Raw genomic sequence first — 17,095 nt, 5'->3', positions numbered from 1 at the left:
TTAACTGGATCCACCCTTGTAGCGTAAAAGATGCGATTCGCCGCAGTCTTCTGGCTGCTAGGCTCCACGGAGATCGACCGTTGAAACTTGCCCATATCCGTGGTGAACAAAAAAAAGGGTGTGTGTCTCCTGACCTGACAAAACGAGTCTTGCTTCGATTCGTCAACAACTCCAGCTCTTCCGACGCCGCTACCATCGTTTCCGAAAGGATGACACATTGACTCTCCGTCAATGGAATGTCGAAGACACCCGCATCAATCAAGGAAACACCCTATTTGGTCCCAATCGGCCCGAAGGGAGTTGCTAGGATAAAACGTCAAGCTAGATCAACTGATCAAGTTTCCAACTTACAGTGCGAGTCGCCGACGAAAACGTCCGCTCGTGTTATCGGTAACAATTAACACTTCAGCAAATGTTGTTTGCGGAATCAAACAGCCGAATTGCGAATCCCATTCTCAACTCAACACATATTGCACGGCCCTCTTCACTCATGATCGATCGTTCACCTGACTCAAGCGCGCGTTTCGCAGTTATTCGCTTGTCGATTCGATGCGGCCCCACAATCGTATCGCATCAACGTCACCCGTGTCATCAAAACTGCCGATCCCCGCCTGCCCGTCAGCAAACGTTTTGTCATTGGCGACCATCACTGGTTTCGTCATGTCGTTAAAAAACGCTCGAATTTCCCCCGATGCCAAGTGCGATTCCAATCCGTTCCATCCGTTCGCTCGATGGCAATGCTGACTCGCGGCGCATCATTCACGATGAAGATCAAGTTGGCATGCGCATCTGCCTTGCGACCAAAGTGCACATAGTAAAAATGAGACGGATCTTGATAGCCAAAAAATAGACACTAGCCCTGGTGGCCATAAGGTTCGTTCGTCGATCTCATATCGACATCCAATACGAAATCCGAAACGACCCCATCCTCCCGCAAGGCTGAATTGTGCAGCAAACGTACCTTTAGCTGATAGTCACTTTTTTTTATAACGGCAAACCAACTGCGTCCATCATTCGAGTGATCTTCCTACGCCGTATCATCCGTTAGCTGCCAGCAACTCGCGGAAGAGTCAAAATCCTCAAATGCCACGAGCAGCAATTCGGTGCCTTTCAAATAAACGTCAAAGAATTTGGACATTGTCCGAAGTGACTTTTCCCGATGGACACCGAGAGTGTGTCCGGTGTGATCAAGTAGATTGAGTCGATTAGGAATCTGGGCAGCCTTCAGCTGTTCATTCAACGTTTTCGCATGAACAGGCGGGACGAGCGTATCCTCTCTACCACGCAATGTGAACACCGGAGGATCCACATGAGTCACTGGCGACGCATGCTTTCGCTGTTGCTCGTTCTCCTCGAACCGTCCCCCAATCAATGACTCCATCGATGCGCGATCCTGGATGATATTTTAAGCTGTGTGAAATCGGTGAGGCCAAAAAGTTTTCCTATGGCACGGACGCGGAATCGATTTTGCTCATCCTGTGGCAACACGGCCACCATCAGCGACAAGTGCCAGCCGGCAGACTCTCCCGTCACGGCCATTCTTTCAGGATCGATGCCGTAGGCTTGGGCGTGCGTCGCTAGCCACCGCAAGGCGGCCTGCACATCATCAAGCTGCGCGGGCCATTGGGCCATGTCAGTCGATCGATAGCCAACCCTGGCAGTCACAAATCCTGACTTGCCAGGCTGACCATTAACTCACGATAGTCGGCTCGTGATCCCTGCCACCAGCCGCCCCCATGGACCAACACGATCGCCGGTCGCATTTCTTCGACCGCCGGTTCTCAATGTCCATCCGGAGCGAATGCCCATTGGCTTCGGCAAACACAATCCCTTGCCGAACTTCAACCGCACCCGCCCCATTAACCAGCCAAATATTCAACCACAGGGCACCAACCGACCAGATCAACCCACGCACTCTCATCAACGCCAAATTTCCTTCTCAAGACATACACCCCCCGGCTACCCCATCCTGACAACTATTAAGTCAGAAGTCCACCGTATTGCAACCTGCCACGGTCGTATCCCACACACCCGTCAAACCACGCGGGATTTCTCTACAGGAGATCAGAAAACCCGGCTCGCCAAAACAAAAACGAACAACGACCCGTCGACCGCCTGGCTCCCCTTCGAGCACCTTGCTGTTAAACCTTACGGCTTAAGGAAAATCTAACGCTAAATTCCATTTTGTGAATTTACGCACCATAGGTGAAGGCTGTCGACGATCCGATCAATCCTGATGGCGCCAACTAGAAATGTCGAATCCTTAAGACGGACTGAACGGGTTGCGCGTCCCGTTCTTTTCAAAAGGATTTATTGGGCCATCGAGAGAACGTAAATGAACGTCTTACAACGAAGCATCAAAAAGAGCCGTATTGGCATCGTTGTCATCGGGACTTTGTTGGCATCCATCGGAAACCAGCAGCCTGAACTCTTTGGCCAATGCTTGAATTGTCCAAGCTCGGTACCAATCCCAGAGATCGCCCAGGGCTGGAATCTATATTGGCACAACCCCTGTCAATGTGCCAACGAAAACTGCTTTCCGTCCACCTGCTCAACCGCCATGACACCTACGGTGTATGCGATGGCCGAACTTCTTCCCTTATATCGGGACGAATCGGGAAACATCGTTTTTCAGCAGGACGGACCCGCTGGCAACTTAAACGTGTTGACTTCAGGGGGATTCAATTCAGATTTCAATGCAGGCGGTCGCTTCTTGCTCGGTGCTTCCTTGGGTGATTACTATCGGCTGGAGGGTTCCTTCCTGGGAGCGTACCAATGGGGGGATACCCAAACGGTGCGTAATCAAGATGCGAATGCCCTTGGCGGCACCGGAAACTTGTATTCGCCCTTCAGTGACTTCGGTAATTCGCCCGCTATTGAGCGGGTCGACTACAACGATCTCGCCTCAATCGATTTTTCGTCCAACATGTCGAATTTCGAACTCAATTTGCGTCGTCGAGTTCAATTGCTTGCCGACCAAAATTTCCACCGTGATTCACTCTTCAATCAGGGCGACCCCCTGTTGTTCAATCGCCGTGCCGAAGCATCGTTTCTGATTGGCATTCGTTATATGACCATTGATGAGACATTTGGCTATCACACCGAGTCGACGACCACCAATATATCAAGTGTCGATGTCGATGTGACCACAACGAACACGATGCTCGGTGCGCAAGTCGGATTCCTTTCGCAGTTCCTGATTCTGCCGAAAACCTGGATCGATTTTGATGTAAAAGGCGTGCTGTTTCAGAACGCAATAGAAGTCACATCCAGCTACGCCAACACCGACCCGCCGGGTACCACTTTCAATGGATCCGATGACCACAATCGAACGGCGTTCCTCGGCGAACTATCCCTGACGTACAATCATCAGGTGAGCAGGGCATTAACGTTCCGCGCCGGCTACTCCGCGATTTGGGTAACCCAAGTAGCCTTAGCAACGCGAAACTTCACCGACAATCTCTACCTTGCCGAAAAAGGTCCGGTGGAAGCCAGAAACGATGGCGACGTGGTCTACCACGGACCAAGTCTCGGCCTTGTGCTCGCTTTCTAGCGAGCACTTGAATCGGCAAGCCAATCCCCAAAAAGGCGATTGCATCGACCGGGCGGTTGGCGAGAAACGTCCGCAGTCGGGTCGGACGTTCGTTTAGCGGAAAAAACGTCTCTCAACGAACCGGACGACGCCTTCGAAGCATCAAGCCCAAGACTCCGAATACCAACAAAAATACCGATGTGGGCTCCGGTACCGCCTGTGCATTCGCCCGGGGCCTCGTATCAAAATCATAGGTAAAGGCGATTACGAGATCGCTCGTCGTGAACTCCGCATCTCCGTCAAAATCACCTGTGGCCCAACTGGAATTCATTGGGATCGAGTCTTCGTATTGGCCACCTTGGAATACCAAGACAAGATCGCCAGAGTCGAATTTGCCATCAAAATTAGCATCACCGAATTGGGCTGACGCCACATCATTCACCCAAGATAGGCGGTCGTTCTTGTCCAGGATCCCATCATCGTTGACGTCAAAATCCAACGATCCACGTGGCGCACGCAATTCCGAATTTAATAGATCGATGTCGTCCGCATCGTATTTATCGTTGTTGTTGAAGTCACCAAACAACGAAATCGTAAACGCAACTTGCTCTTCCGTCATTTCTCGGATAAAGCCCTTTGGCAGATCATAACCAAGCGGATCTTGCTTGAATTGCTCAAAGTCAATCTCGCCGTAGTCAAAACTGGCGAAGTCAGGTGACAATTCGAAAAGGCGGGCCGTGAGCAAGTAGTCTCCTGCGGCTAGGCTACCAAGCGGTTGGACATACTCCTTGGGAACATCTTCTGGGTATCGGTAATCCATGGTCACAAAGGCGGGATTGATCACGAACGAATCTACCGTTAAATGCTGCCCCTGCTGCTCAGACTCAACGGCGAGTGCAATCTTTCTCGAATAATCAAACATGGGAACTGCTACCGAGATATCATCGCGGTTGGACGCAACGAGATCCGTGACGGTATCTGCCTGGTCAGTCAACCTCCAAAGCAATTCCAGATGTTCCCAATAAGAAGTCGTCTGCTCGTTCGGTTTGGGGTCCACGCCAAACATCGGTGGCCGTAAAGGCCGCAATGGCCTGCCTAGAGAAAAATCGATCTCGTCTCCGGTACTTTTACGAAGGTAAATTCCATCAGCATGACCTTCAGAGACACCCCACGTCGCGAGCACCCAGACCCCCAGAAGGAAAATGCAGAGTGCCGACTTGAGCATCGGTCTGGCCGTAGAAATTCGTGTTGTCGATAGAGCACCTGACACCTGTCGCGTAAACCAATATCCATTATTCAGATTCATCTTTTGCCCGTCTCCGCCCTATTTCTTCCAATCGTCAGCACACCGGCCCAAAAAAGGCTCTCGACAACCACAACCGCTCCAGCAAGATGGTGGCGGCAACGAGGTTGGGTTCCAGCGTCCAGTATAACAAACTCGCGCAAAACCCCTAGTATTTCCCATCATTTCCACCGGTTCCGATAGGCCAAATCGGCTGGGACCGCGACTTGAACGAGTCCGCCATGGTAGCCAACACGCCGCTTTTGAGCCGGACTTGCCTCAGCCAGAGCATCTGAGGGATGGACAACAACGACGGAAAGGGTTCCGTAGGGCCTCCGAGGAGCTCTCCTGAACCGGGCATACCGTGACTCACTTTTGCCACACGAGCTTCGCTGCTGTTGCCTGAAAACAACACCGACTCCAGCGCTGATTTGTGGGGTAGGATTCAATGTCCGTCCCACATCATCCCGGCCATTCGTGTCGAAAAGTTAATCCATGCACGTACTATTCACGGTCCCCCCAAGGGCACCATCCGCACTGGATGCCACCGAACTTGAATCACGTACTCTTTACAGCGCCTCCCCTTGGGGATTGGAAGGGATTGACGATTTCAACTTCGGCGACTGGCGAGATGTTTTCGAAAACCAACTCGACCCCCAATCAGACCCCACCTGCAACTCTGCCCTCGCTTCGATGCACGGCACCGAGTCCTTATCTTTACTAGCGATTGATGGCTCCGAACTCCCAACCCATCAACCACCCTCAGCCAAAACACCGATATCGTCGACAGCCGAGCGATCTTCGATCGAAGCCATGGACGGGTCAACCCACTTAATCGGCCAGATCAACACCCGATCCCTTCATGCGAATTTAGACAGGTTACCCGACACGATCGACGAGCACGGTTTATCTCTGAGCACGATTTGCAGTAAAACCCTCGCGGCGGCAGCGGCCGGATATCTGATCTGGACATCAGGTTCCAATTATTTAATTTCTGGTCTTCGGGCAGTCACACCTGAATGGCCTCAGGTCGACCCGCTCCCGATCTTGGAATTCGCGGAAGCAGACGGAGAACAACAGGATTCGGATCGACAGATACTCGACCTCGTGCAACTCTTTGATCGCACCCACTAACCCTTGGTCATATCAGTCGATTGGTTCTTCCCAGACAGACCGATGCGCATCGAGAGATTGAAAGTAATCGATCAAATCATCGTAGAACGCATGCTTACCTAAGGTCGCGCTGTCTCCAATAAAAATAAGCTTACGGCGAGCTCGGGTCAGCGCGACGTTCGTCCGTCGAATATCTTTCAGAAAGCCAATTTCTCCTTGTCGATTGGAACGTACGGCCGAAAAGACGATGGCCTCTTTTTCACGCCCTTGAAAGCCGTCCACACTGTCGATCTCGATAGCCTCGTTTTGAAGCCTGGCCTGCAGGTGACGAACTTGTGCCGAATAGGGAGAGATCACACCGATTGCCGCTGGTGCGAGCCCTGCATCCAGCAGCTGCTGTACCTTCATTATGACGAATCGGGCTTCCCGTGGATTCAGGCGACTCGATCCGTCCGGCTCGATTTCTTCATCAAAATCAGCACCCGCTGTGTCGAAGAATTCAACCGCCTGCTTCGTGAGCTTATCCGAGATGACGGTAGAGAAATCAGCCAGACATCGTTTCGCAACTTCGGGAGCCGCTTGAAGCTGCCCCTCATAAAAATATTCCGATGAAAACTGCATAATCTGATGGTGCATTCGATATTGCGTCGTCAAACGACGAAACACTGAATCGCCATAGAGGTCCACCAGCCTTTCTTGCAAACTTGTCGACAGACCGGCCTGCGACGCCTGATGAGAAATGACCGTCGGCGGTAATTGACAATGGTCACCTGCCAAGATGATCCGATCGGCAAATTGCAAGGGCACCCAACATCCGGGTTCTGTACTTTGGCAACATTCATCAATCACCAAGCGATCAAACCGCCGTTCACCCATCAACCCAGGATCGATTGTTGTTGTACCGCACACCACATCAGCCGCATCTAACACCTCTTGAATTGCTAAGCGTTCATGTCGTCGAGCTTCCGCAAACAGCTCACGAGCGGCTTCTCGCCAAGCTCGCTTCTCACCCGGCTCGGGTCGAGCTCGAGTAAAACGGCTAGCTTTTCGTTGCAATTGCATCGCCTCTTTGACGCAGTCTCGAGCAACCTTGACCCGGTCCTGATGAGCAACCCTGGAATCGAGCGTGAGCATTTGTAGCGACTCTTGGACCCGAGCTGGATGCCCCACCCGCACCACATTGAGTCCCGCCAAATCCAGCTTTGAGGCCAAGTGATCCACCGCATGATTGCTTGGACCACACGCCAGCACGGAATCACCGGCAGCAACAGCTTGGCGGATAATTTCGACAACGGTCGTCGTCTTTCCGGTCCCCGGTGGTCCATGCACAATTCCAATTTCCTCTGCCGAGAGAGCAAATTGAACCGCATCGCGTTGCGAGTCGCTCAAATCAGCAAAGAAATCTAACGCGGGTAAGTCGCGAAATTGCGGAATTCGTTGACCAAGAAGCACATCCCGCAAGACCGCCAATCGGCCACGTTCTGCCGTTGCAGCCCGATTCATTGCATCCATTTGACGCTGGCGAGTAATCTCATCCGCCGCCAAATCCAACCGAAACCGCTCCCCCATCGGTAAATCGGCAACCGAGACTTGAATCACCCGACGATCACGACGAACGACCACTCCTCGCACGCATTCGTCCGACTCCAAGTCCGTCAGCAAAACCGGTGAACCTCCACGCAAACGAGTCCAGGGCAGCTCGAGCGATCGGTTTCGCTTCACGAACGAAACGACAAATCGCTGCCCCAGACCGGGCGCCTCGTCTTCAATGGCCAGATCGATCAGCGCTTCACCAGTGGATTCTGCGGCAACGGGTGATTTCCCCGCCAAACGCTCCGCTGCCAACTGCTTTTCGGCCTGAGCCTCGAGGGATATCAAGTCGGCGAGTTGTCGGAGATGCTCTGGAACCATAGCCGCTGTTTTTACCGTCTGATGTCAATCCGCCGCCACGAGGGTCAACCGACAGTTTCGCATGCAAACTTCCATAACGTCCAGACCACTCCAGGTTGACTCTTAAATCCACTGAGCAATTCGCGCCCCACGAGATCCACCACGAGATCCACCACGAGATCCACGAGGCAAGGTGCAAGGTGCAATGAAAATCAACTGGACGGTCAACTTGTCGGCAAACGCACCCGCTTTGTCGCCCGACAGATACCACGAATGGTCGCTTGATGACTTGAATAAATCGAATACGACAACCCAAGATCATCGGCAATCATGATCGCAAGATCCAGACCTTCCACCGCACAAATCAAGCAATCGTCCGAGCGTCGCGGGGTAAAAGCGATCCGCGCGGCGGCCGGAGGCAAATGTTGCGGGCAGTAAATAACACCTGCCTGCAGATGGTCCAACAGCCGCAACGTTGTTGACAACGGAAGCTCACGCCAAGATCGATCGTCGGCTCGTTTAATCACCCTCGAGACTCCTGCAAAAGACCGCGAATTGCACGCCCTCGGAACAACGAACATCCCTCGATGCGAATCCATGCCCCGTTTGCGTTGGCTCCCTTGAGCCCACCGAAAAGTCCAAGCGGAGTCGAGGTGTTTAACGCCTCGACCCGCTTGGCCCACCAACACAAACCTCCAACTCCGGCGCTTCTCTGCCCCCTCGGAGTGCCTCTTCTCTGCCCCTCGGAGTGCCTCTGCTCCACCCACAAACGCGACAGATCGTCACCACTCCCGCCAAAAAAGCTCATTTTTTTCCCAGGCAGCCTGCAGCCAATTGCCAGCCCACGCCGACCATGCAAAGATGGATCCAACCCTGCACCTATCAAGGGAATTCAACTGTGGCCGACGACGAAATCTGGAAATCAACTGCCTGGATAGCGCACACACGACTGCTCCTCGATTCGTATGAACGCTGGCTGGGCACGGCTTTAATTTCACGGCAAACCAGCGAACTGCAGCAATCAAAGGAACTTTTCGAAGTCCCATTCGTTGTTCTTTCACACGGTACTCAAGCCGACCCAATTCTTAATTACGGCAACGCCGTCGCCCTGAAACTATGGGAAATGGACGTGACGACGTTCACACAAACCCCTTCTCGATACACAGCCGAACCGGTACAGCGAGATGATCGGGCTGCGGTACTGGCGCGAACCACCCGAGACGGCTATGTCGATGACTATCGAGGCATTCGTATCAGCGGCTCGGGCAAGCGTTTTCAAATAGACCGAGCCACTGTTTGGAACCTCGTCGGGCCGCAAGGAACTGATGCTGGTCAGGCCGCCACATTTACCGATTGGCGTTGGTTAGCCACATCCTAGCCTTGGACGAGCGTCCAGGCTGTTGGCTGGCTGGAAACGGCGGATTTAAATCACTCGAAACAGTCCAATCGAGCCATTTCCTCCTGCGTTTGGTCGCACTAACTCGTTAGCGGCCGTCCACGAACAACCGTCTTAATTTGTGCCCCCTTGGAAACTTAACAACGAAACGATGATCGGATGAATGGCCTCATCGTTCGTCGCCTCATCGCTCGTCGACCGTCCTTCTCATAAGTGACATCCGACTCAGCGAAATCCTTTCCGCAGCCACGCCTCTTAATTGCCAGCGACGTTCAAAAACACATTGCATTTCACGGGTCGAAAAAAACACTTGCAGGCGCACTTACTCAACGCAACAACTGCAGCCAAACATCGCAACCAGTAGTGATTCCTTGGAACTCAACCGCTGGGGAGGTCTGCGACAATTTCGATCATCAAACAACGTCGCCCGACGAAGTAAAATCGATTCATCACGATTGCGATCGTTAACGCCCTCCAACCAGCGACCGAACTGACCAGTTCTCGACGGCACACGAATCCTCAAACGTTATTCGACATCCTCATTGATTCCCACGTACGACAGACTCATTCGACGCTCCATAACCTTGCATCCATTACGAATCACCGCAAGCGGACCCTGCTGATCAGGGCAGTTTTCTCACCGCAATCTATCTTCAGGAGTTTTCGTCAACAGACGAACTTTTTCATTGTATAATCCGCCACATACTTCCAGCAGAAACACCCGACCAGTCATTCACACTGAGCGACTTCATTCCCCGAAGGTCCATCAATTATGAAACGGCGAACCTCAACACGACGTTCTGTCGAAGCAAAGCAAGACCGACGGTCACATCGGCTATGTTTCGAAAACTGTGAAGCCCGGTTGGTTCTGGACAGCACGGTGGTATTCAATGAAGTCATGTATCATCCGCTTGAAGAAAACCTGACTGAGTGGGTCGAGCTATACAACCAACATTCGGTTGACATGGATTTGACGAACTGGCGGATTACTGGCGGTATCGAATATTCGTTCCCCCAAGGAACCGTGCTTCCAGGGGGTGCCTATTTAGTCATTGCGAAACAACCCGCGCAGCTCCAAGAACAACGACCTGGTGAGAGGGTTTCGCTCGGCCCATTTGAGGGCGTGATATCGGATGGCGGCGAGCGGATTGAGTTGCGCAGCGGCACCAATCGCCTGATGGACGTCCTCGACTTCGAGGATGACAATCCGTGGCCAGTCGGGCCAGACGGATCTGGCCACAGCCTTTCGAAGGTCGACGAGGACGATGCGACGGCAAATCCTTCCAACTGGGCGAGCAGCATTTTATCGGGCGGCACGCCAGGTTCTTCCAACCAAAAGCTGGCGCGAGACCCCGGTACGTTGGTTGAGTTCATCACCAGTCGCAGCGAATCTCAGCTGCTCATTCCAACCGCCAGCGATACGGACAAAGATTGGACGTCTCCTGAATTCGAAGCCACAGCCTGGCAAACGATAACCAACAAATTTGGCTTTGACACCTCAGGGTTCGAAAACGCCACACTCTCGCGGTTCTACCCCCTCGACTCGAACACGACCGACGCAACGGGCAACGGCGACCCCGGGACACTCAACTCACCCACCTTTCAAGCAGCACATCCGGCACGCCTGACAGGTGGACAGTCCCTCCATTTCGACGGGCAGGACGATGTCGTTACGATTACTGATCTCGCGAGCCCAATGGAGTACACCATTTCCACCTGGGTTCGCTTCGATGAGATCAACCAACAAAGCATCATTCTACGCAGTTTCCTCAGCCCGACACTGCTCTGGTCACACCAACTTCGGTTGAACCAAGACGGATTGTTTGAAGCACACACCTCCGACGGTACTCGGATCACGGTGACCGGTGACACCGTAGCCGTGCCTGATCGCTGGTACCACATCGCCACCTCGGCGGCCTCGAATGGCGAATTACGACTTTACGTGGATGGCATCGCCGAAGGTGCCCCAGTCCAGCTCAATTCCCTGCGGGACGACACCAACGAATGGCAACTTGGCGTCGCATCTGGCGGATCCTTTGGTTTTTTCGCCGGAAGTATTGATGAGGTAGCAATTTTCTCAGACGTTCTGAATTCCCAACAGATTCAAGCGTTGGCAGCCGGTACTCGACCAAATGACCTGACTGGTATCACTCATCTATTTGAGTCCGACATCGAAGCCCAAATGCATTCAGTCAATTCAACGGCTTGGGTCCGAACCGAGTTTAACGTACCTCAACACGAATATTACGATCAACTTAGCTTGACCGTGCAATATGACGACGGATTTGTGGCTTACCTCAATGGTAAGCCAGTGGCGTCTCGCAATGCGCCCCCGGCAATTGACTGGGCGTCCGCGGCCACCGACAACGGAACGCCCACCAGTGGGTTCGAAACGATTGATCTCACCGAGCATGTGGATGCCATCCGAGCTGGCGAGAACGTGCTTGCGGTTCACGGATTGAACCGAACAACCATGGATTCCGATTTCTTGATCAGCACCACGCTAACCGGTCGAACGGCTGATTCGTTGAGGATTCCCACAGCCAAATTCAATGAAGTCGCCGGAGCTGACGACGCAACCTTTTGGATAGAGATTTCCAACACGACTTCCACCCCGATTAGCATCGACGGTTATCGCATCGCATCTTCAAGCGGCCCAAGTTACACCATCAACGGCGGACCAAAACTGGCGCCCGGTGATTACTACGTGCTTGACGAAACCAAACTCGGATTTGACGCGGCGAAATCAACTCGCTTATTCCTGTACACAGCGAAAGACCAGCGGATTGCCGACGCCATTACGATCCGCGACCGATTGCGGGGTGTCGATGGAAACGGACAATGGCAATATCCCTCCTTGGGCACGCCGACCGGAGCGAATCGTTTTGACATCGAGGAAGACATCGTCATCAATGAGATCATGTATCACGCGCGGCCGACCTATGCTGCACCTCCCGCGGAAGCCGAAGATCTGATTACCACGCTGCTACCCGCTGGTGCGAATGACTGGCGATATCGTGAATCGTCGCTGGGTCTCCCGGTGGGCTGGGCAGAGCAACAACACCCTGTGGACGAAGACGAGTGGTTCTTCGGACAAGCACCAATTGGATACCACATTGAATTGCTGGAAAACCTGAACACAGAACTCCCTGTCCCATTCCTGCAGCGCCCCGCCATTAACACTTACTACTTTGAAACTGATTTTAACGTCGCGGAAATCCCGGCCTCATCAACGTTGAAACTCTCCCACACCCTTGACGATGGCGCCGTCTTCTATTTGAACGGACAAGAAATTTTCCGGCACAATCTGCCCTCGGGTCGAATCGACGGAAGCGTCCGAGCCGAAACTGAAATCTTAACGCCAACGCTACAGGAAGAAACGATTCTCAACGCGACGGCACTTCAGGTTGGCGCAAACCGATTGTCGGTCGAAGTCCACCAAGCTTCGGATCTCGACCCTGACATTTTCCTCGATGCAGAACTCAGCCTTCAGGAACCCTTCTCAGTGGCAGACGACTATGCGGCCTCGAACGAAGAATGGATCGAACTTTATAACCGAGGTGATCAACTCATCGACCTTTCCAACTGGAAGCTTAACAATGGCGTCAGTTTCCCCTTCCCCCAAGGCACGAAACTCGAACCGAAGCAATTCCTGGTGATCTCAAATGCCCCCTCTCAGCTCACGTTAACTCACGACATCCAGAATGTGATCGGTCCATTCCAAGGCTCCTTGAGAAACAGCAACGATGGAATTGAACTCGTAGACGCGAAGAAGAACATTGTTGATACGGTCGAATACTTCGATGATGGACGCTGGCCAATTTACGCGGACGGCGGAGGGTCAAGTCTGGAATTACGGGACCCACGGGCAGACAATGCGATTGCCGAATCCTGGGCTGCGAGCCAAGAAGGACCGAGATCAGAATGGGCTCACTATGAATACACGCGAACGGTAGAACGCTTCCCGTATGATCCCCCCATCCACTTCAATGAATTCATTTTCGGCCTCTTGGATTCCGGAGAAATGCTGGTCGACAACGTCAGTGTCATCGAAGATCCGGGAGGGCTCAATAAACAGTTGATCCAAAACGGCTCTTTTGAAACGGATCTCCTTGGCGAGCACGCGGAAAAATGGCGACTCATAGGTAACCACCGCGAGAGCCAGGTAGTCATCGATCCTGTCAATCCGGCCAATCAAGCACTTCACTTGGTGGCACAATCCAAATCCCATTACTTGAGCAATCATGCTGAGACAACGCTTGTCGACAACACCCGAGTCCGCAACGGCAACACCTATCGAATTTCCTTCGATGCAAAATGGCTTGCCGGCACCGCCCAATTACGATCGGAGCTCTACCACAAAGACGCCGCACGCACGACGATTCTTACGCAACCCAGCCTGAGTGGAACACCCGGCAAAACGAATTCAAACGTAATCGACAACCAAGGCCCTACCTACACAAACCTGCTCCATCACCCCGCGATCCCAAAGTCCACTGAGGACGTCACCGTATCAGTCCGAGCTGATGACCCCGACGGCCTATCCTCGGTCGATCTGATGTATTCGGTTGCTGACGGTGAACAACAACGACTTCGCATGACGCAAACTTTGGAAGACACCTACGAGGCGATCATTCCCGCACAGGGAAACCGATCGATCACTCAATTCTACATAGAAGCTACCGATCAACGAGGGGCGAGCACGACCTTCCCGGCGAGCGGAATCAATTCACGAGCCTTGTTCCGTGTTGACGATCGCTTCGAACGAGATGAACTACGCCACAACATCATGGTGATCATGACGGACGCTGATCGGTCAGAACTTCAATCTCGCACCAACATGATGGACAACTATCGCTATGGATCAACCGTAATCTACGATGCCAACGAGATATTCTATGACGTTGGCACCCGCTACAAAGGCAGCATGTTCACCCGCAACAGCCGTTCGACAGTTGGCTTCAATCTACGATTCGATCCGGAACAGAAATTCCGAGGCGTTCACGAAACGATCTCATTCGACCAAAAAAACGAACGAGAGATTCAAGTCAAGCACTTGGTCGCCCAAGCAGGCCTGATGGGAGCGATGTTTGATGATGTCACCATTTTCCAACCACCGGGGGCAACGAGAGGGCTGCCTACCCTCACTACCATGGCAGGCCAACGCAACATCTACCTTGACTCTCAATTTGAAAACGGGAGCCAAGGAACATTTTACAAGCTGGAAGGTATTCGCGTCATGCAGCAGACGATCGATCGTGATCCCGAAAGCCTAAAAATCTATCAACCTATCGGCTGGGTCCCGGCTTTGGACGTTCGAGATCTGGGTGATAATAAAGAAATCTATCGCTGGCCATTTTTGATCTTGAACAATCGGGCCCGAGACGATTATGCCCCGATCATGAAACTCGCCAAAACATTTGAGCTGCAGGGCGAGGAACTCAAGTCATCCATCACGGAAGTCATCGATGTCGATCAATGGATGCAAACCCTTGCCATGATGTCGGTCACCGGGATCGCCGATGTCTTTGGGCAGGCGGAAGAAAATCCCCACAACGTCAATTTCTACGTCAACCCAGAAAACAACAAGATCCTGCTGTTTCCTTGGGACTGGGATTTTTCTTTTCAAATCTCAACCAACGCCCCTCTCACCGGGAAAGGCAAGGCGATTCACAAGGTGGTCCGGCTGCCACGTTACGAACGCTTGCTTTACGGTCATCTCCTCCACATCACCGATACGGTGGGCAATTCCGACTACATGAATCCCTGGGCTGAACATTTCGGAAACCTATTACGAGAATCGTTTCGCTCCACCGGCTCCTACCTCGACCGACGAGGAAGCAGTATTCGCAGTCAAATCCAAAAGGATTTCCCTCCAATTGATTTCCGCATCCACAACGATGGACCGCTGACCATCGATAGTGATCAGATCACGCTCAGCGGTCAGGGATGGGTGAATATCCGCACTCTGAGAGTCGCCGGCAAGGATTCTCCACTCGATGTTACCTGGGACACCCAAACAGGACAGAACGCCGACCACTGGCAAACGACCCTGCCCGTGCCAGCAGGCACGCACGACCTTACAATCCACGCGTATGACTTCAACGACGACCTCATCGCCAATCAGACCGTCCAGGTCACCAGCACGCTCAATTCGAGGCCATTGATCGACTCGTTACGAATCACTGAAGTCAATTACAATCCCCACGAACCTCTCACTCATCTTGGCGAATTAGCCACCAACAACGACGACTTTGAATTCGTTGAGCTAACCAATATTGGCTCAGCCCCCATCAACTTAGCCGGAGTCGAGTTTGCTCAAACCATCGTCAATGGGTCACCTCAGGGAATCCGCTTTTTCTTCGACGCGCAGATGCTCGATCCACAACAACACGTCGTCATCGTGAATGATCGATCTGCGTTCGAATCGCGGTATGGCGCAGACCGCCGCATCGCGTTAGGTCACGACGACAACGGCAGGGCAGGGGAGTTTGGCGGCCGCTTGAGTAACGGCGGCGAACAAATCACACTCTTGGACCCGCACGGGACAACTATCTCCCAATTCACCTATGATGACCAAGACCCTTGGCCGCAACGTGCTGACGGGAACGCAAGTTCTTTGATCGTCGTCAATCCCAATGGCGATTACAACGATGCAACCAATTGGCAAAATAGCATTTCTTTCGGCGGCTCTCCCGGTGCAGCCCCAACGGCACCAAAACAAACCATCGTGATCAACGAAATTCAACCGTCAACCACTGCGCCGTCAGTCGACCAAATCGAACTCTTCAACAATACAAATCAACCCATCGACGTGCGACATTGGTATCTCAGCGATGGAGACAATGATTACTTCAAGTACACTTTCCCCGCCTCCACCGTGATTGCCCCACAGGGATATCTCGTGTTGAGTCAGACTGAATTCGGATTTGGTTTCAACGCGCAATCATCCGATGACGCTTGGCTCATCGAAGCCGACAGCACCGGCCGTCCACAGCGTTTCGCCGACCATGTCGTTTTTGACGTTACTGAACCGCAACAATCATTCGGCCGATGGCCGAATGGATCAGGGCCGCTCATAAAAATGCAAGCCCCAAGTTTTGGCGCACAAAACTTGCCTCCGACCATCGCAGGCGACCTCAATTCCAATGGACTCCTCGATCATCAGGACGTCGAACTAATCTGCGTAGCCATTCGAGCCAACGCAACCGACCCCAGCTATGACCTTAACAACGACAGGTTGATCAACCAGGCCGATCTTTTTCACCTGATCGAAGTCGAATTCTCAACCAGCGTTGGAGATGCCAATCTTGATCTCATCTTTGACTCGTCCGATCTGGTCGCTGTATTTCAAGCAGGAACCTACGAAGACAACACCCCCGAGAGCTCAACCTGGAAAACCGGCGACTGGAATTGCGACGGAAGCTTCCAGTCCAGCGATTTGGTGACCGCCTTCCAACGTGGCCGGTATGCCGACGCGGAGCGTGCAGCCCGGCTCATTACTGCACTACCGTCCACCGCAGCGGCCCATCAGCCTGTCCCAAGAAAGTTGCAAGACCACCGCAAAAAGACCCCACCGCTTCTCGGCCTGGTTCCATCGATCGTCCCGCCCTTCCTCGATTTACAGACAGCCGAACACCATCGTATTTTTGAACAAGAGCACGACTGGAACGGCAAAAACACCGCCCAAGCCGACCAACTAGAATCTATTTTGAATGAAATCACGTCGACCAAAGAGGATGCAAAACAGACCCACCTATCGACTGCGCACGACAAACAGAGTGCTAGGGTTTGAAATTGTTGCAATCACAGGCCCACCACAGTAAAACTGTCACTTCTATGACGACACGTCCACCGTGTCTTTCGTGTCTTTTTCCCCCGC

At 52.8% G+C, this 17,095-nt stretch carries 10 protein-coding genes; 4 read left to right on the top strand and 6 right to left on the bottom strand.

Annotated features, from left to right (window positions below; translation table 11 throughout):
• Positions 1-530: 530 nt before the first annotated feature.
• The 3 genes from P8N76_18720 to P8N76_18710 form a co-directional block, all read right to left on the bottom strand.
• A complete protein-coding gene (locus tag P8N76_18720) occupies positions 531-710 on the bottom strand; it encodes a hypothetical protein (protein MDG2383713.1) in 180 nt (59 codons plus the stop codon).
• A gap of 317 nt (positions 711-1,027) precedes the next feature.
• Positions 1,028-1,381 (bottom strand): prolyl oligopeptidase family serine peptidase, encoded by a 354-nt coding sequence (locus P8N76_18715; GenBank protein ID MDG2383712.1) that lies wholly within the window; start codon positions 1,379-1,381, stop codon positions 1,028-1,030.
• Positions 1,369-1,665 (bottom strand): alpha/beta hydrolase, encoded by a 297-nt coding sequence (locus P8N76_18710; protein MDG2383711.1) that lies wholly within the window; start codon positions 1,663-1,665, stop codon positions 1,369-1,371. Before P8N76_18710 ends, P8N76_18715 begins: the two co-directional genes overlap by 13 nt.
• 670 nt (positions 1,666-2,335) lie before the next feature.
• On the opposite strand from P8N76_18710, the gene P8N76_18705 reads away from it, so the two are divergent.
• Entirely contained in the window at positions 2,336-3,553 is a 1,218-nt protein-coding gene (locus tag P8N76_18705; protein MDG2383710.1) for a BBP7 family outer membrane beta-barrel protein, read from the top strand.
• 112 nt (positions 3,554-3,665) lie between these two features.
• On the opposite strand, the gene P8N76_18700 is transcribed toward P8N76_18705, so the two are convergent.
• Positions 3,666-4,838, bottom strand: coding sequence for a PEP-CTERM sorting domain-containing protein (locus tag P8N76_18700; GenBank protein MDG2383709.1), 1,173 nt, complete (start codon positions 4,836-4,838; stop codon positions 3,666-3,668).
• Positions 4,839-5,309: 471 nt separating this feature from the next.
• Here P8N76_18700 and P8N76_18695 point away from each other — a divergent pair, with 471 nt between their 5' ends.
• On the top strand, positions 5,310-5,948 hold the full coding sequence (locus P8N76_18695) for a hypothetical protein (protein MDG2383708.1): 639 nt from the start codon (positions 5,310-5,312) through the stop codon (positions 5,946-5,948).
• A 12-nt stretch (positions 5,949-5,960) separates the two neighbouring features.
• Here P8N76_18695 and P8N76_18690 read toward each other — a convergent pair whose 3' ends face one another.
• Both P8N76_18690 and P8N76_18685 read right to left on the bottom strand, forming a co-directional pair.
• Complete coding sequence (locus tag P8N76_18690; GenBank protein MDG2383707.1) at positions 5,961-7,838, bottom strand: AAA domain-containing protein; 1,878 nt, start codon at positions 7,836-7,838, stop codon at positions 5,961-5,963.
• A gap of 203 nt (positions 7,839-8,041) precedes the next feature.
• Positions 8,042-8,344, bottom strand: coding sequence for a hypothetical protein (locus P8N76_18685; protein ID MDG2383706.1), 303 nt, complete (start codon positions 8,342-8,344; stop codon positions 8,042-8,044).
• A 371-nt stretch (positions 8,345-8,715) separates the two neighbouring features.
• Between P8N76_18685 and P8N76_18680 the strand changes: the two genes are divergently transcribed.
• Both P8N76_18680 and P8N76_18675 read left to right on the top strand, forming a co-directional pair.
• Complete coding sequence (locus P8N76_18680; protein ID MDG2383705.1) at positions 8,716-9,195, top strand: MEKHLA domain-containing protein; 480 nt, start codon at positions 8,716-8,718, stop codon at positions 9,193-9,195.
• Between the two features lie 790 nt (positions 9,196-9,985).
• A complete protein-coding gene (locus tag P8N76_18675) occupies positions 9,986-17,008 on the top strand; it encodes a lamin tail domain-containing protein (GenBank protein MDG2383704.1) in 7,023 nt (2,340 codons plus the stop codon).
• Positions 17,009-17,095 lie beyond the last annotated feature (87 nt).

This window comes from Pirellulaceae bacterium (assembly GCA_029243025.1).
Lineage (GTDB): Bacteria > Planctomycetota > Planctomycetia > Pirellulales > Pirellulaceae.
This window is presented reverse-complemented; position numbering and strand designations above follow the sequence as displayed.

Coding starts and splice junctions, on each gene's coding strand:
- P8N76_18715 (MDG2383712.1), bottom strand. CDS start 1,381: ATGGAGTCATTGATTGGGGGACGGTTCGAGGAGAACGAGCAACAGCGA.
- P8N76_18705 (MDG2383710.1), top strand. CDS start 2,336: ATGAACGTCTTACAACGAAGCATCAAAAAGAGCCGTATTGGCATCGTT.
- P8N76_18700 (MDG2383709.1), bottom strand. CDS start 4,838: ATGAATCTGAATAATGGATATTGGTTTACGCGACAGGTGTCAGGTGCT.
- P8N76_18695 (MDG2383708.1), top strand. CDS start 5,310: ATGCACGTACTATTCACGGTCCCCCCAAGGGCACCATCCGCACTGGAT.
- P8N76_18690 (MDG2383707.1), bottom strand. CDS start 7,838: ATGGTTCCAGAGCATCTCCGACAACTCGCCGACTTGATATCCCTCGAG.
- P8N76_18675 (MDG2383704.1), top strand. CDS start 9,986: ATGAAACGGCGAACCTCAACACGACGTTCTGTCGAAGCAAAGCAAGAC.